At 71.9% G+C, this 15,926-nt stretch carries 13 protein-coding genes; 10 read left to right on the top strand and 3 right to left on the bottom strand.

All coding sequences use genetic code 11. The annotated features are described in order from the left end of the window. Nucleotides 1-12: 12 nt before the first annotated feature. From G407_RS0116555 to G407_RS0116540, 4 genes are read left to right on the top strand one after another with little or no spacing between them, the layout of a single operon-like run. Nucleotides 13-1,644, top strand: a complete 1,632-nt coding sequence (locus G407_RS0116555) for a TULIP family P47-like protein (protein WP_029031725.1) — start codon at nt 13-15, stop codon at nt 1,642-1,644. Further along, nucleotides 1,641-1,973 carry a hypothetical protein gene (locus tag G407_RS0116550; protein WP_029031724.1) on the top strand — a complete coding sequence of 111 codons (333 nt, stop codon included), beginning with the start codon at nt 1,641-1,643 and terminating at the stop codon, nt 1,971-1,973. Before G407_RS0116555 ends, G407_RS0116550 begins: the two co-directional genes overlap by 4 nt. Then, nucleotides 1,970-2,824, top strand: a complete 855-nt coding sequence (locus G407_RS0116545) for a glycosyltransferase family protein (protein WP_029031723.1) — start codon at nt 1,970-1,972, stop codon at nt 2,822-2,824. Before G407_RS0116550 ends, G407_RS0116545 begins: the two co-directional genes overlap by 4 nt. Next, nucleotides 2,821-3,555: a hypothetical protein gene (locus tag G407_RS0116540; RefSeq protein ID WP_029031722.1), complete on the top strand. Its 735-nt coding sequence runs from the start codon at nt 2,821-2,823 to the stop codon at nt 3,553-3,555. The genes G407_RS0116545 and G407_RS0116540 overlap by 4 nt, the downstream gene beginning before the upstream one ends. Here G407_RS0116540 and G407_RS0116535 read toward each other — a convergent pair. Further along, on the bottom strand, nt 3,528-4,520 hold the full coding sequence (locus G407_RS0116535) for a calcium/sodium antiporter (protein ID WP_029031721.1): 993 nt from the start codon (nt 4,518-4,520) through the stop codon (nt 3,528-3,530). The two genes, G407_RS0116540 and G407_RS0116535, sit on opposite strands and share 28 nt — an antisense overlap. A 245-nt stretch (nt 4,521-4,765) precedes the next feature. On the opposite strand from G407_RS0116535, the gene G407_RS0116530 reads away from it, so the two are divergent. The 3 genes from G407_RS0116530 to G407_RS0116520 all read left to right on the top strand — a co-directional run bounded on the left by G407_RS0116530 (nt 4,766) and on the right by G407_RS0116520 (nt 8,051). Beyond that, a complete protein-coding gene (locus G407_RS0116530; RefSeq protein WP_029031720.1) occupies nt 4,766-5,992 on the top strand; it encodes a bifunctional alpha/beta hydrolase/OsmC family protein in 1,227 nt (408 codons plus the stop codon). 433 nt (nt 5,993-6,425) lie between these two features. After that, nucleotides 6,426-7,097 carry an O-methyltransferase gene (locus G407_RS0116525; protein WP_029031719.1) on the top strand — a complete coding sequence of 224 codons (672 nt, stop codon included), beginning with the start codon at nt 6,426-6,428 and terminating at the stop codon, nt 7,095-7,097. Between the two features lie 78 nt (nt 7,098-7,175). Beyond that, nucleotides 7,176-8,051, top strand: coding sequence for a cation diffusion facilitator family transporter (locus tag G407_RS0116520; RefSeq protein WP_043540045.1), 876 nt, complete (start codon nt 7,176-7,178; stop codon nt 8,049-8,051). Between the two features lie 251 nt (nt 8,052-8,302). Here G407_RS0116520 and G407_RS0116515 read toward each other — a convergent pair whose 3' ends face one another. Both G407_RS0116515 and purB read right to left on the bottom strand, forming a co-directional pair. Continuing rightward, complete coding sequence (locus G407_RS0116515; protein WP_029031717.1) at nt 8,303-9,565, bottom strand: SAM-dependent methyltransferase; 1,263 nt, start codon at nt 9,563-9,565, stop codon at nt 8,303-8,305. 109 nt (nt 9,566-9,674) lie between these two features. Then, entirely contained in the window at nt 9,675-10,982 is a 1,308-nt protein-coding gene (gene purB / locus G407_RS0116510; RefSeq protein ID WP_029031716.1) for an adenylosuccinate lyase, read from the bottom strand. A 161-nt stretch (nt 10,983-11,143) separates the two neighbouring features. On the opposite strand from purB, the gene lptF reads away from it, so the two are divergent. The 3 genes from lptF (at nt 11,144) to G407_RS0116495 (ending at nt 15,926) form a co-directional block, all read left to right on the top strand. Further along, on the top strand, nt 11,144-12,307 hold the full coding sequence (gene lptF, locus G407_RS0116505) for an LPS export ABC transporter permease LptF (RefSeq protein WP_029031715.1): 1,164 nt from the start codon (nt 11,144-11,146) through the stop codon (nt 12,305-12,307). Next, entirely contained in the window at nt 12,307-13,395 is a 1,089-nt protein-coding gene (gene lptG / locus G407_RS0116500) for an LPS export ABC transporter permease LptG (protein ID WP_029031714.1), read from the top strand. Before lptF ends, lptG begins: the two co-directional genes overlap by 1 nt. A gap of 62 nt (nt 13,396-13,457) precedes the next feature. After that, the gene (locus tag G407_RS0116495; protein ID WP_245259110.1) at nt 13,458-15,926 is read left to right on the top strand and encodes an LPS-assembly protein LptD; all 2,469 of its coding nucleotides are present in this window, start codon (nt 13,458-13,460) and stop codon (nt 15,924-15,926) included.

The following is a 15,926-nucleotide window of genomic DNA, read 5'->3' as shown; positions in this document are numbered from 1 at the left end:
GGAGGTCACGACATGCTCGACACGTTCGGCTGGGATCTCGTCTACGCCACGACGCTGACCGCGGTCGACGCGGCGGTGAAGGCGAGCGGACGGGTTCCCGCCTCGTTCTCCGGCGGCGGCGTCGCGGGGGACTGGGGCGCCTGGGACCTCGTCCCCGGCGCGCCCTCGAACCGCATCGTCGTCGGCTGCACCGTCGCCTCCGGCACGGCGACGCTCGGCGGCAAGTCGCTCGACCTCGCCGGCTCGACCATCCGCGTCCTCGTGACGCTCGCGGTCACCGCGGACGGAACGATTGCGCCCGTGGGCGGCGACGCCGTGGTGCTCGATCGCTACAGCTTCCCGCCGGGCGTGACGGGCGACGACGTCTACGAGGTGGCCAAGGCCTTCCACGCCGTCCTCCAGCAGCAGGTGCCGCTCCTCGCCGGCGCGTTCGGCTCGATCACGACCGGCGTCGTGTCGGCCGCGCCGGCCGGCGATCGCCCCTGGATCGTGCCGACCTCCGCCGCCGTCGCGGTCACGCCGCTGCCTGCGAACGACCAGCGCGGCGCCATCGTCGCGCTCCTCGCCATGACCGAGCACCGCTCGATGGACGGGCTCCAGCTCGCCGTCGACGGGCGGATGCTCGACGGCGCGCCCGCCGGCTGCGACCGCGCCGTCGCGCTCGGCCCGCATCGGGTCGACGAGGACCTCCTGAAGCCCGCCATCACATCGATCGTGCAGGGCTCGTCCCTGTCGGACTTCGCCGCCAGCGCCACGGGCACGATCTACAACACCGGAACGATGACCTGGGGCGCGTTCACCTACACGGATGCGGACGGCGACACGACGACGATCCACCCCACCATCCCGGCGGGCAACCTGCAGCTGACGCTGAACGGGGCGGTGGCGCACGTCTCGATGTCGAACGTGCACTTCCCCTATCCGGCCTGGCACGGCCCCGGCGAGATCCGGGTGGCGATGGACGCCGAGCAGTTCGTGACGATGGGGATCGTGCGCCGCGACGACGGGCACCTCGTCCTCGCGGAGATCGCCGACCCGGTGCAGAGCTTCCACGTCACGGTCATCCCCGACCACGACGTCCAGGCCTTCCAGATCGCGGTGAACGTCGCGCTCCAGGTGCTGTTCGCGGTGATCGGCGGGGCGCTCGATTCCGCGGCCGGCGCGGCCGAGAACGCGGCCGCCGAGTCCGTCGAGGAGGAGGCGAGCGGACAGCTCGTCTCGGACTTCGAGGACGAGGAGATCGTCGGCCTGCTCGACGGTCACGCCAGCGAGGAGGACATCGAGCGGGCCGAGGAGGAGGCCGGCCAGCAGGCGGGCGAGGCCGTCGTCAACGGCGGGGACGCCGGCTGGGTACAGAGCTTCAAGTCGGCGATCATGGCCAACCGCACCAAGATCCTGCTGAAGGTGATCGAGAAGGCGGTCGAGATCCCCGCCGGCAAGATCGTCGACGTCGCCGTGGCGCTGGCAAGGCGCCAGTACGACCAGCTGCCGACGATCGACCCGCTCGCCGTCGATGCGGCGCTGCCGGTCACCTGGGCCGACCGCGAGGGGATCACCTTCGAGGGCGGCAAGGTCGACGGCGCCATCGTGTTCTGGGGCATGCCGACGGGCGCGGCCAAGGCCCTGCGGGGAGGTGGATCATGACCCATCCGATCACGCTCACGGCGACGCTCGCCGTCGCCCCGGGGAAGGCGCAGGCGGCGGAGGCCGCCCGTGACAGGGTGGCCGAGGCGGTCGCGCCGGCCGACGACCTCGCCTTCACCGCCGGCTGGGAGAACGGCAACGCGATCCTGACGATCCGCGTCGGCGCCGCCTCCCAGGCCGCCGTCGACCGGCACCTGAAGGAGCACGGGCCTCTCTACGGCGCCTTCGACGGCATCGCCCGCGTCGCCGAGCTCCGTGTCGAGGGGCCGGTGGACGAGGCGACCCTCGCCTCGATGAGGCGCCTCACCGACTTCGTCGAGACCGCGTGAGCCGCGCGCGCATCGCGATCGTCACGGGCAACGCCCCGCCGGAGGACTCGGCGGGGCTGAAGTACACGCGCCTGGGGCCGATCGGGATCGCGGCGGCGCGAGCCTACGCCACACGCCACGGCTACGGCTTCTCCGGCACGCTGCCCGACGTCGGCGTGCGGCCGGCCTGCTGGGCGAAGATCCCCGCCCTCCTCGCGGCGCTCGAGAGCCACGACTGGGCCGTCTGGGTCGATTCCGACGCGGTCGCGCTCGCGCCCGCGCGCGACCTCGCGCCGCTTCTGGCGACGGACGCCGACATCGTCGCCCAGGACCCCGACGCCTTCTTCGCCGATCTCGGCCTCGACCCGGTCCTGGGGCGCGCCTCCCAGCCGCTGCATACCTGCGTCTTCGCCCTGTGCGCGGGGGGCTTCGCCCGCGATCTCCTCGCCGCCGCCTGGGAGGAGACGCAGTTCGTGAAGCCCGCGGCGCCGTGGAACGGCATCGGCGAGCAGGAGGCGATCAATGCCGTCCTCAAGCGCCGCCCGCCCGCTCCGGGGCGCATCCGGTACGTCGGCGACTTGCAGGCGCCGCCGCGGCTGGCCTCGCCGACGACGCGCTTCGTGCACTTCTACGGAGACCGCGCCGCGCCGCTCGTACCCGAGGCGACCGCCGCGCGGGTGCTCGACGCCTTCGAGGACGCGGTTCGCGCCGGGCGCGGCAGGGCGATGGATCTGGGGCTCGTCCACCTCTGCGCGATCCAGAGATCGGCCCCGGGCGGGCCGATCGACCGCGGCGGGCCGGAGCGCTTCGGTTACGACGCGGCCGCGCTGCGCGCGGCGGCGCGCGCCTTCCTGGCGGAGGCGGCGGCGTGATCGCGCTCCATCCTCTCGTCGAGGCGCCCGGCGCGCCGCACGTGGTCTTCCTGCACGGGCTCGAGGGCGACGCCTTCGCGAGCTGGGGGCCGCGGGAGCGTCCCGGCATGTTCCAGGCCCGCCTGTCCGCGGCGCACCCCGGCTGCGCGACGACGACGATCGGCTACCCGGCGAGCGTCGCCCGCTTCAAGAGCGACCCCGCCTTCACGCTCGCGCCGATCGAGGCGGCGTTCGGGGCGGCGCTCGACGGGCTCCTGGCGGAGCGCCCCGCGGTGGTCGTCGTCGGGTATTGCCTCGGCGGCCTCCTCGCCGCGCTGGCGCTGCGGGCGCGGGCGGCGCGCGGGCGGCTTCCGCCGACGCTGCTCTTCCTGATGGATGCGCCCCTGCTCCTGCCGGAGCGCGACGACCCCTATCCCGAGATCGGCGCGGGGCTGGGCCTGACCGTCTCGGACATGGCGGACCTCACGCTGTGGCTGCGCGGCGAGGCCGGGACCGCGGGCATCCGGGTTGTCTCGATCCTCAGCGAGGCGCCCGGCTGGCTCGCGCCCTACGGCCGCGACGCCGCCTCTCCGCCGGCGCCGCTGCACGTCGTCCCCGGCGACCACCTCGCGCTGGCGGCGGCGCCGGACACGGGCGACTTCGCCCCGCTCGCGGTGGTGAGCGGGGCGATCGATGCGTTCCTGGCGGAAGTGTTCCTGGCCGATCAGGCCGGCCACAGGAACCAGAGATAGGCGCCGTAGCCGCCGATCAGCACGGCACCCTCCCAGCGCACGATCTTGCGGCCGGTCCAGGCGACGAGGAGCATCAGCAGCGTCACGCCGACCATCACCGGCGCGTCGAAGCGCGCGATCTCGCCGGGGATGTCCACCGGCGCGATCAGGCCGGTGACTCCGCCGATGCCGAGGATGTTGTAGATGTTCGAGCCGACGATGTTGCCGAAGGCGACGTCCGCCTGGCGCCTCAGCGCCGCGACGACGGACGTGACGAGCTCGGGCAGCGAGGTGCCCACCGCGACGACGGTGAGGCCGATCACCGTCTCGGAGATGCCGAGCCCGCGGGCGAGCTCGGTGGCGCCGTCCACCAGGAGCTTGCCGCCGCCCACGACGAGGACGAGGCCGGCGAGCGCGAGCAGGATCGGCCAGAGCAGCCCGCCGCCCTTCTCCGCCGGGTCGGGCACCAGCGCGTCGTCGGCCGCCTGCGTCGCCACCGCCTTGTCGTAGAGCGCGCCGTGGTCCGGCACGGGGACCGCAGATCGCTCCTGCCGGAATGCGACGAAGATGTAGGCGGCGAGCCCGGCCACGAAGACGGCGCCCACCAGCCGATCGAGCGGCCAGACGAAGGCGAGGGCGGCGAACAGCACGGCGACGACGAGCGCCACCACGCCGTCCCGCGTCAGCGCGCGCGAGTCGATCGCGATCGGCGCGATCAGCGCCGAGATGCCCAGGATCAGCAGGATGTTGGCGATGTTCGAGCCGACGATGTTGCCGATGGCGATGCCCGGTGCCCCGGCGAGCGAGGCCTGGACCGAGGTGACGAGCTCGGGCGTCGAGGTGCCGAAGCCCACCAGCGTGAGGCCGATGACGAGGGGCGAGACGCCGAGCCGGGTCGCGGCCTTGACGGCGCCGCGCACGAGAAGGTCGCCGCCGAAAACGAGCAGGACGAGGCCGGCGAGGACGAGGAGAAGGGTGACAGTCATGGATGCGCACCGATGACGTGAGTGGGCGAGAGCCCGCTCGCGACCCGCCGCCGTCCCCGCGCGCATGCGCGCCCGGCCGCCGGCTGATCCCGAACGAGGGAACAGCTCCGACATCGCGGAAGGGGGTCGACCCGTTCCGCCAGAGGGGCCCGGCGCTGTAGCGAGCGTCAGATGGCGGGGTAACGCGGATTGCGCAAGGGTCGAATGGGAATTCAGATACGCGCGTCCCGCATCCCGGAGCCCCCATGCCCATCGAGAAGATCACGTTTCCCGGACACGACGGCCAGAGCCTCGCCGCGCGCCTCGATCGGCCGCCGGGCCGCCCGCGCGCCTACGCGCTGTTCACCCATTGCTTCACCTGCTCGAAGGACCTCGCGGCCGCGCGCCGGATCGCCGCCGCGCTCGCCGATTCGGGGATCGCGGTGCTGCGCTTCGACTTCACCGGCCTCGGTCACTCGCAGGGAGAGTTCGCCAACACGAGCTTCACGACGAACGTCGCCGACCTCGTCCTCGCCGCCGACCACATGCGCGCGACGCTGGAGGCGCCCGCGATCCTGATCGGCCATTCGCTGGGCGGGGCGGCGACGATCGCGGCGGCGGCGCGCATCCCGGAGGCGAAGGCGGTGGTCACCATCGGCGCGCCGGCCGAGCCCGCCCACGTCACCCACGCTCTCGGCGCCTCGCTCGAGACGATCGAGCGGGACGGGTCCGCGCGCGTGACCCTCGCGGGGCGCGACTTCACCATCACCCGCGACTTCGTCGAGGACGTGCGCGAGGCGAGCCTGCGCACGGCGCTGGCCGATCTGCGCAAGGCGCTCCTCGTGCTCCACGCCCCGCGCGACGAGACGGTCGGCATCGAGAACGCGAGCGCGATCTTCACGGCCGCCAAGCACCCCAAGAGCTTCGTCACCCTCGACGACGCCGACCACCTGCTCACGAGCGCCGAGGACGCGGAATACGCGGCCTCCGTCATCGCCGCCTGGGTCGCGCGCTACCTGCCGCCGGCGGCGGACGACGCGGCCGCCGCGCGGCACGAGGGGGTGGTTCGCGTGAGCGAGGATTCGCCCGCGGGCCTCCTCCAGCACGTCTCGGTCGACGGGCGCTTTCCCCTGATCGCCGACGAGCCGCGATCGCTCGGCGGCTCGGACCTCGGGCCGACGCCCTACCAGTTCCTGTCCGTCGCGCTCGGCGCCTGCACGGCGATGACGCTGCGGATGTACGCCAGGCGCAAGAAGCTCGCGCTCGACAGCGTCGTCGTGGACGTGACGCACGACAAGGTCCACGCCGAGGACAGCAGCGACGCCGAGGCCGGCACCCACCGCCGCGCCGACCGCTTCGTGCGCCGCCTGCGTATCGCGGGCGACCTGACGCCGGCCGAGCGCGCCCGCCTCCTCGAGATCGCCGACATGTGCCCCGTGCACCGGACGCTGGAGCACGCCTCGGTGATCGAGACCTCGGAGGAGGAGGATTGAGCGTGCGACGAGCCGACATTCGCGACTCGAGACCTCCGAGCCGGAAGGCGCCTCGCCTCGACCTGCCCGCGCAGGCATACCTCCCTCGATTTCCTGCGCGGGCGTACGAATTCGCGCGAAAGGCCGAGGTCCTCCTTCCCTGTAGGGGAAGGTGGCGCGCAGCCGAAGGCTGCGTGACGGATGGGGCGCGGCGCGCGAGCGACGCGTTCCGCGAAGCGGAAGACGACGCGTCCGCTGCCGCCGCTGCACTTCGGCTTCGCCGAACGCGCGTGCCGCGCGCCCCATCCGTCTCGGCTCCGCCGAGACACCTTCCCCTACGGGGAAGGACGATGTTCGCGGGCGTCGGATCGCAACTCCGCGACGCCGCTGGTCCGGAGCCACGAGACGCGCAGGGCTATCTATCGAGCGACATGCCATGACCGGAGAGACCGCCATGACCGAGGAGAAAGCCGCCGCCGTCGACGCCTGGTTCGCCGACGCCCTCTCCCTGTCCGATCCCGCGCTCGACGCCGCGCTCGCGGCCAACGTCGAGGCCGGGCTGCCGGCGATCGACGTGTCGCCCGCGCAGGGCAAGCTGCTCGAGCTCCTCGCCCGGATGGCGGGCGCGCGGCGCATCCTCGAGATCGGCACGCTCGGCGGCTATTCCACCATCCATCTCGCCCGCGCCGTGCCCGAGGGCGGGCGCGTGACGACGCTCGAGCTCGACCCGCGGCACGCCGAGACGGCGCGGGCGAACATCGCCCGGGCCGGCCTCTCCGATCGCGTGGACATCCGCGTCGGGCGCGCGCTCGACACGCTCGCCGCGCTCGAGGCGGAGGGTGCGGGGCCGTTCGACCTCGTCTTCGTCGATGCCGACAAGCCCTCGAACCCGCACTATCTCGCCTTCGCCCTGCGCCTCTCGCGGCCCGGCACGGTGCTGATCTTCGACAATGTCGTGCGCGAGGGCGCCGTCGTCGACACCGCGAGCACGGACGCGTCGGTCGTGGCCACCCGCGCGGTGGTCGAGGCGATCGGCCGCGAGAAGCGGCTCTCGGCGACCGCGATCCAGACGCTCGGGATCAAGGGCTGGGACGGGTTCGCCCTGGCGATCGTGGGCGAGGCCTGATAACGCTGCGCGAAACCGGCGCCCGCGGGCGCCGCCGAGGTCCGCCGGCGGAAGGGAGCTGCACTCGTGGAGACCGTGATGCGGCTCGCGGTGGGGAGCATCGCCGTGGGCGTGCTCGTCCTCGGGCTGAAGCTCGCGGCCTGGTGGCTGACCGGGTCGGTCGCGCTCTATTCGGATGCGCTCGAGAGCATCGTCAACGTCGCGGCCGCGGTCGCGGCGCTCGTCGCCATCCGGCTCTCGGCGAAGCCCGCCGATCGCAACCACCCCTACGGCCACCACAAGGCGGAGTACTTCTCCGCCGTCATCGAGGGCGTGCTGATCATCCTCGCCGCCCTCTCGATCGCGCATGCGGCCTATGGCGCGCTCTCGGCGCCGCACATGCCGGACTTCGGGCCGGTGGGCCTCGCGGTCAACGCGCTCGCGAGCGTCATCAACGGGGTATGGGCGGCGGTCCTGATCCGGGCGGGACGGACCCGCCGCTCGCCGGCGCTCGCGGCGGACGGGCGCCACCTCCTCACCGACGTCGTCTCCTCGGTGGGCGTGCTCGCGGGCGTCCTGCTCGCCGCGCTGACGGGATGGCTGATCCTCGACCCGGTCCTGGCGCTGCTCGTCGCGCTCAACATCCTCTGGTCGGGGTGGCAGCTGGTGAAGTCGTCCGTGTCGGGGCTGATGGACGAGGCCGTCGCGCCCGAGGAGCTCGGCGCGATCCGCGCCGTGATCTCCCGCCACGCCGACGGGGCGCTCGAGGCGCACGACCTGCGCACCCGGCAGGCCGGGCGCGTGACCTTCATCGACTTCCACCTCGTCGTGCCCGGCGAGATGACGGTGTGCGAGGCTCACGAGATCTGCGACCGCATCGAGGGCGGGCTGCGCGCCGCCGTCGGCGAGGCGGTGATCACGATCCACGTCGAGCCCGAGGACAAGGCGAAGCACACCGGCGTGCTGGTGCTGTGACGGGAGGCCGAGCCGGCCTTCGGCGGTGAACGACACCGAGATGCAGTCCGCCGACGCTCTCCCCTCCCCCTCGTGGGGAGGGGCCGGGGGTGGGGGGCGTGGAGGACGATCTCCACGCCAATGCCGCACCACGTCGGCCGGGGTCTGCATCGATGCAGTGCTCGATCCTGAACGCCCCCCCCCGCCCCTCTCCACGAGAGAGAGGGGAGCTCCCGATCGCGTGCCGGATGCGTCCGCGATCCCCCTTCCGCTCACCCCGTGCGTCGCGCCGCCTCGCGCGCGGTGCCCGCCTCCAGCCCGCGCAGCATGCGCTCGCGCTCGCCCACGTAGGCGCGCGTCAGCGGCACGACGTCGTTGCGCCGCCCGAGCTGGAGCTGGAAGACGACGAGGTCCTCGTAGCGGAAGGCCGCCTCGCAGCTGGCGAGGTAGAACTCCCACATCCGGCAGAAGCGCTCGTCGAGGAGCCGCGCCGCCTCCTCGCGGCGGGCGAGGAAGCGCTCGCGCCAGGCCTTCAGGGTCTCGGCGTAGTGCAGCCGCAGCACCTCGACGTCCGCGAGCCGCAAGCCCGCGCGCTCGATCGCGGGGATCATCTCCGACAGGGTGGGGATGTGGCCGCCGGGGAAGATGTAGCGCGTGATCCAGGGGTTCGTCGGCCCCGGCTCGCTGGTCGAGCCGATCGTGTGCAGCAGCATCACGCCGTCCTCGCGCAGGAGGCGGGCCGTCGTGTCGAAGAACTCCCCGTAATGCGCCGGGCCGACGTGCTCGAACATGCCCACCGACACGATCCGGTCGAAGGTCCCCTCGACACGCCGATAGTCCTTCAGCGCGATGTCGATGCGGCTCGAGAGCCCCCGCTTCGCCGCCCGCTCGCGCGCCATCTCGTACTGCTCGGTGGAGAGCGTCACGCCCGTGACGCGCCCCGCGCCGGCGACGCCGGCGAGGTAGAGCGCGAGCCCGCCCCAGCCGCAGCCGATGTCGAGCACCTCGTGCCCCGGCTCGACGAGGAGCTTCGCCGTGATGTGGCGCTTCTTGGCCAGCTGCGCCTCGTCGAGCGACTGGCCCGGACGCTCGAAATAGGCGCAGCTGTATTGCCGGTCGGCGTCGAGGAAGAGGTCGTAGAGGCGGTGGTCGAGGTCGTAGTGGTGCGAGACGTTGGCCCGCGCCCGCCGCTCGCCGTTGCGGGCGAACAGCGCGAGCACCGCCCGCCGCAGCTTGCGCACGAGGCGCGTGCCGTACACGCCGCGCCCGCCGGGGCGCCCGCGCATCAGGAGCGCGAGGAGGTCGTAGATCGAGCCGCGGTCGAGGACGAGCCGGCCGTCCATGAACAGCTCGCCGAGCTTCATCTCCGGATAGAGGACGAGCGCCCGCTCGGCGGCCTTGTCGGTGAAGCGCATCGTCACCTCGGGCGCGCTTCCGCCGCTGCCGGAGACGAACCGGTTGCCGGAGGCGGTGACGACCTCCAGGCTGCCGTTACGGACGGCGATGTCGCATAGTCGACGCAACAGGAGTTCCATGGTCTCCCCCGCGGGTGTTTGTCGCAGGAGAAGAACGCCGCGGAACCCGATCGGTTTCCGCCCGGCGGGCGCCGCATCGGCCGGAGCCCGCCCGCGGGGGGCTCGCGGGTCAGCTCGTGCCGAAAACCCGCGCGAAGATCGTATCGACGTGCTTCAGATGATACCCGAGGTCGAACAGCGCCTCGAGCTCGGCATCGCTCAGCTTCGCCGTGACGTCCGGGTCCCGCTTCAGGAGGTCGAGGAAGTCCCCCTCCCCGCGCCAGACGGGCATGGCGTTGCGCTGGACGAGGGCGTAGGCGTCCTCGCGCGAGGCGCCCTTCTGGGTGAGCGCCAGCAGCACGCGCTGGGAGTGGATGAGGCCGCCCAGCCGGTCGAGGTTCGCCTGCATGCGCGCGGGATAGACGAGCAGCTTGTCGACGACGCCGGTGAGGCGGGCCAGCGCGAAGTCCAGCGTGATCGTGGCGTCCGGGCCGATCATGCGCTCGACCGAGGAATGCGAGATGTCGCGCTCGTGCCACAGCGCCACGTTCTCCATCGCCGGCAGGCAATAGGCCCGCACCATGCGCGCGAGCCCGGTCAGGTTCTCGGTGAGCACGGGGTTGCGCTTGTGCGGCATGGCGGAGGAGCCCTTCTGGCCTTCCGAGAAGTACTCCTCGGCTTCCAGCACCTCGGTGCGCTGCAGGTGGCGGATCTCGGTCGCGAGCCGCTCGACCGAGGAGGCGATCACGGCGAGCGTGGCGAAGAACATAGCGTGGCGGTCGCGCGGGATCACCTGCGTCGAGACCGGCTCGGCGACGAGGCCGAGCTTCTCGGCGACGTATTCCTCCACCCGCGGATCGATGTTGGCGAAGGTGCCGACCGCACCGGAGATGGCGCAGGTCGCGATCTCCGCGCGCGCCGCGACGAGCCGGGCGCGGCAGCGGGCGAACTCGGCGTGGGCCTGCGCGAGCTTCACCCCGAACGTCGTCGGCTCGGCGTGGATGCCGTGCGAGCGGCCGATCGTCGGGGTGAGCTTGTGCTCGCGCGCGCGCCGCTCGAGCGCGGCGAGCAGCGCGTCGAGATCTCCGAGCAGGATGTCGGAGGCCCGGGCGAGCTGGACCGAGAACGTCGTGTCGAGCACGTCCGACGAGGTCATGCCCTGGTGCACGAAGCGCGCCTGCGGCCCCACGATCTCGGCGAGGTGTGTGAGGAAGGCGATGACGTCGTGCTTCGTCTCGCGCTCGATCTCGTCGATGCGCGCGACGTCGAAGGTCGCGTTCGCTCCCTTCTCCCAGATCTCGGCCGCCGCCTCCTTCGGCACGACGCCGAGCTCCGCCAGCGCGGAGGTCGCGTGCGCCTCGATCTCGAACCAGATCCGGAATTTCGTCTCCGGCGACCAGAGCGCGGTCATCTCGGGGCGGGAATAGCGCGGGACCATGACGTCATCCTCTCGGGCGGGAGGCGTGCGCCGTAGCACGCCGGGGCGCGGGGGTGAAGCCGCGCGGGCGGGTGCCGCCCGCCTCACGTCGGCGTGAGCGCAACCCGCGACGCTTGCCTCGCGGCGCGAGGGGCGGTAGCGAACGGGTCGGAGCCCGCCGCATGACGCGCATCGAACGCTACATCTTCGGAACCGTGCTCGGCGCGTTCCTCACGATCCTCGTGGGGCTCACCGGCGTGATCTGGATCACGCAGGCGCTGCGCGAGCTCGACCTGATCACCGGCAAGGGCCAGACCTTCGTCGTCTTCCTCGTCGTGACCGGCCTGTCGCTGCCCGCGCTCGTGACGGTGATCGCCCCGGTGGCGCTGTTCATCGCCTCGATCCACACGCTCAACAAGCTCAACGGCGATTCCGAATGGGTGGTCGCCTCGGCGGCGGGCATGTCGCCCTGGCGGATGATGCGCCCCTTCGCGGTTCTCGGGGCGATCGTCGCCGTGGTCGTGGCGCTCAACACGATCTGGCTCATGCCGGCGAGCTTCGCGCAGCTGCGCCACCTGATCACGCAGATCCGCGCCGACTTCGTCGCGAACCTGGTGCGCGAGGGCCAGTTCACCGAGCTCGACAGCGGCATCACCTTTTCCTACCGCGACAAATCCGGGGACGCGCTGCTGGGCGTCTTCCTGCAGGACCGGCGCGATCCGCAGCGCACCGTCGTCTACGTCGCCGAGCGCGGCGTCGCGGCGGACCTCGAGGACGGCAGCTACCTGCTGCTCGAATCGGGCAGCATCCATCGCCAGCAGACGGGCCGCCAGGACGGCTCGATCGTCACCTTCGAGCGCTACGCCGTCGACCTCGCGGCCTTCGGGCCGGAGCAGGCGGCGATCCTCTACAAGCCGCGCGAGCAATCGACGGGCGCCCTGTTCGCGCCGGATCCGGACGACCCGTACTACCGGGCCGTGCCCGGGCGCTTCCGGGCGGAGCTGCACGACCGGCTCACCTCCTGGCTCTACCCGCTCGCCGGCGTCGCCATCGCCTTCGCCGCGCTGGGCCAGGCGGTCACGACACGGCAGGGGCGCGGGACGGCGATCGCGGCCGCCGTCGTCGGCATGGTGCTCGTGCGCGTCGCGGGCTTCGCGGCCTCGAGCGCCGCGGTCGGCTCGGCGGCGGCGGTGGCGCTGGTCTGGGCCGCGCCGCTGGCGGGGATCGCAATCCCGCTGTGGATCGCCATGCGCCCGCAGCAGAGCGCCGCGCTGACCGCGCGCCTGTCGGGCGGGCTCGCCCGGCTCGCACCCGCGCGCCTCCTCGCGTCCTCCCGGAGGGCGTGATGCTCGTCGGCGCCACCTTTGGCGGCTACCTCGCGGCGCGCTTCCTGCGCACGATCGGCGGCGTGTTCCTCACCGTCTTCCTGCTCGTCTACACGCTCGACTTCGTCGAGCAGATGCGCCAGGCGGGCGACAGCGCGAGCGTCGGCGCCGGCGACGTGGCGATGCTCTCGCTCCTGCGCTCGCCGGCGATCGCCGAGCAGGTCCTGCCCTTCGCGGTGCTGTTCGGCGGGATGATCACGCTGCTCAACCTCTCGCGCAAGCTCGAGCTCGTCGTCGCCCGTGCCGCCGGCGTCTCCGCCTGGCAGTTCCTCCAGCCCGGCATCGTGGTGGCGCTCGCCGTCGGGGTGTTCGCGGTCTTCGTCTACAACCCCCTGGCAGCCACCCTGAAGCAGGAGGCGAGCGCCCGCGAGGCCGTGCTGTTCGCGCGCGATTCCGGCATCGCGGCGGCGCAGAACGTCTGGATCCGCCAGCGCAGCCCGGAGGGCACCGCCATCATCCGCGCGGAGGCCGCCGTCGAGGGCACGACCCGGCTGTCGCGCCCGACGATCTTCGTCTTCGACCGCGAGGGTCGCTTTCGCGAGCGGATCGAGGCGCGCGAGGGCGAGCTGCGGCAGGGCCGCTGGGAGCTGCTCGACGCACGGGTGACGGCGCTCGACGTCGAGCCGCAGAGCTACGCCCGCTACGAGCTCGCCTCGAGCCTCGACCCGGGCCAGCTGCGCACGAGCTTCACCCCGCCCGAATCGGTGCCCTTCTGGGATCTCGACGACGTCGCGGCCCAGACGGAGCTCGCCGGGCTCGACGCCACGCGCTACCACCTGCAGCGCGAGGCGCTGATGGCGCGCCCGCTCCTGTTCGTCGCGATGATCCTGGTGGCGGCGTCCGTTTCCTTAAGATTCTTCCGATTTGGTGGTGTGGGCCAGATGGTTCTGGGTGGCGTCGCCGCGGGATTCCTGCTTTATGTGGCCACCGAGCTGATGGAGGATCTCGGCGGCTCGGGGCTGGTGGGAACCACGCTCGCCGCCTGGTTTCCGGCTGTAGTAGGGAGTTTGCTCGGCGTGCTGGTGCTCTTGCACAAGGAGGACGGCTGATGGTCGCCCCCACGGCTCGCCGACCTCGAAGGGTGGGACGAGTGACGGTCGGACTCGCGCGCATGGCCCTGGCGACGGCGCTCGTGGCCATTCTCTCGCATGCCCCGGCGTATGCGCAGGGTGCGGGGGGAGACCCTCTGGCCGGCCAGGTGGCCGCGAACCCGGGAGCGCGCCTCCTCGTCGAGGCGGACGAGCTCGTCTACGACAACGACCGCAACACGGTCGCCGCCGTCGGCAACGTCGAGATGAACTACGACGGCCGCACGTTGCAGGCCGACCGCGTCACCTACGACCGCAACACCGGCCGCGTCTTCGCCCAGGGTAACGCCCGGCTCACGCAGGCCGACGGCACCGTCGTCACCGGCGACCGGTTCGAGCTGACCGAGGATTTCCGCTCGGGGTTCATCGACTCGCTGCGCGTCGAGCAGCCGGTCGTCGACGCCGGCCGCGGCGCGACCGGCCGCTTCACCGCGCCGCGGGCGGAGCGGATCGAGGGCGAGCAGACGGTCTTCGAGCGCGGCACCTACACGACCTGCGAGCCCTGCGCCGACAACCCGAGCCGCCCGCCGCTGTGGCAGGTCAAGGCCGCGCGCATCATCCACGACACCGAAGAGAAGACGATCTACTACGAGAACGCGACGCTCGAGTTCGCGGGCGTGCCGATCGCCTACATTCCCTACTTCTGGTCGCCAGACCCGACGGTGCGCCGCAAGACCGGCTTTCTCGCACCGACGCCGATCGTGTCGCAGACGCTCGGCAACGGCGCGCGTGTGCCGTTCTTCATCAATCTCGCGCCGAACTACGACATCACGCTGCGCTCGGCCTACTTCGACCGGCAGGGCTTCCTCGCCGACGCCGAGTGGCGCCACCGGCTGATGACGGGCTCGTACTCGATTCGCGCCGCCGGCATCTTCGAGAACGACCCGGCCGCCTTCGACCGCAAGGAGCCGCCGGAGGGCTTCGACGAGAGCCGCGGCATGATCGAGAGCGTCGGTCGCTTCACCATCAACCCGCGCTGGTCCTTCGGCTGGGACGTGACCCTGGTGTCGGACCGCTTCTTCCTTTCGGACTACAACCTCAACAGCGCCACCGTCAGCGCGATCTCGACCTACCGCAGCGAGGCGATCTCGACGCTCTTCCTCACGGGCGTCGGCGAGCGTTCGTTCTTCGAGGCCCGGGGCTATTACTTCAAGGGCCTTTCCTCGGCCGACTTCCAGAAGCACCAGCCGATCGTCCACCCGGTCATCGACTACGACCGCCGCTTCGAGGCGCCCTGGGCGATCGGCGGCGAGATCGGGCTCACCGCGAACCTCACGAGCCTCTCCCGCGAGGCGGCGCAGTTCCAGGGCATCAACCGCAACGAGGCGACGATCATCACGCCGGGGCTCCAAGCGAACTACCCGACCTGCCTCGCCTATGACCGCGATTGCTTCGCCTTCGGCCTCGCGGGCGCCTACACGCGTGCGTCGGTCGAGACGAGCTGGCGGCGGCGCTTCATCGACGATTGGGGGCAGGCCTGGACGCCCTTCGCCTATGCGCGCGCCGACGCCATGTGGTTCTCGCCCAACCTGACGGGCTTCCAGAACGCCAACGTCGCGACCTTCACGGGACGCGACGAGGAGTTCCACGCGCGCGTCATGCCGGGCGTCGGGCTCGAGTATCGCTTCCCGCTGGCGGGCGACTTCCTCGGGGGGACGCAGGTCGTCGAGCCGATCGTCCAGGTCGTGGCGCGGCCGGACGAGACCCTCGTCGGCAGGTTCCCGAACGAGGATGCGCAGAGCTTCGTCTTCGACGACACCGGCCTGTTCGAGTGGGACAAGTTCACCGGCTTCGACCGCAGCGAAGGCGGCGTGCGCGGCAATTACGGGCTGCAGTACACCTATTCCGGCGACGGCGGCCTCTACCTCAACGCCATGCTCGGCCAGTCCATCCATCTCGCGGGCCGCAACGCTTTCGAGAAGAGCGGGCTGCTCGACATCGGGTCCGGCTCGGGCCTCGAGGACCGCTTCTCCGACGTGGTCGGGCGGCTCGAGTTCAGCCCGTTCACCGGCCTTCGGGCCGGTGCCCGCGCCCGCTTCGACAGGGACGACTTCTCAGTCAAGCGCCTCGAGGCGGACATGACGGGCACGCTGGGCCCGCTCACCGCGACGCTGTTCTACGCCCGGCTCTCGCCGCAGCCCGAGCTCGGCTACAACACTGCCCGCGAGGGCATCAGTGCGTCGAGCACGCTCTACCTGACGCGCAACTGGTTCGTGACGGGCGACATCGGCGTCGACCTCGACAAGTACCGCAACGACACGAGGCAGGGCTTCGATTCCGACGCGATCACCTCGATGGCTGTCGGCGCCGGCTACGCGGACGAGTGCACGATCTTCACCGTCCAGCTCACGTCGAAGCCGATCGCCGGCGCCACCAACGGGCAGCGCTACAACCGCACGCTCCTGGCGCGGCTCGAGCTGCTGACGCTCGGCGAGGTCGGCTTCAGCCAGGACCTGTCGCAGGACCCGCTCGGCCGCACGCAGAACCAGTGA

The sequence above is a fragment of the Salinarimonas rosea DSM 21201 genome, assembly GCF_000429045.1.
GTDB lineage: Bacteria > Pseudomonadota > Alphaproteobacteria > Rhizobiales > Beijerinckiaceae > Salinarimonas > Salinarimonas rosea.
This window is presented reverse-complemented; position numbering and strand designations above follow the sequence as displayed.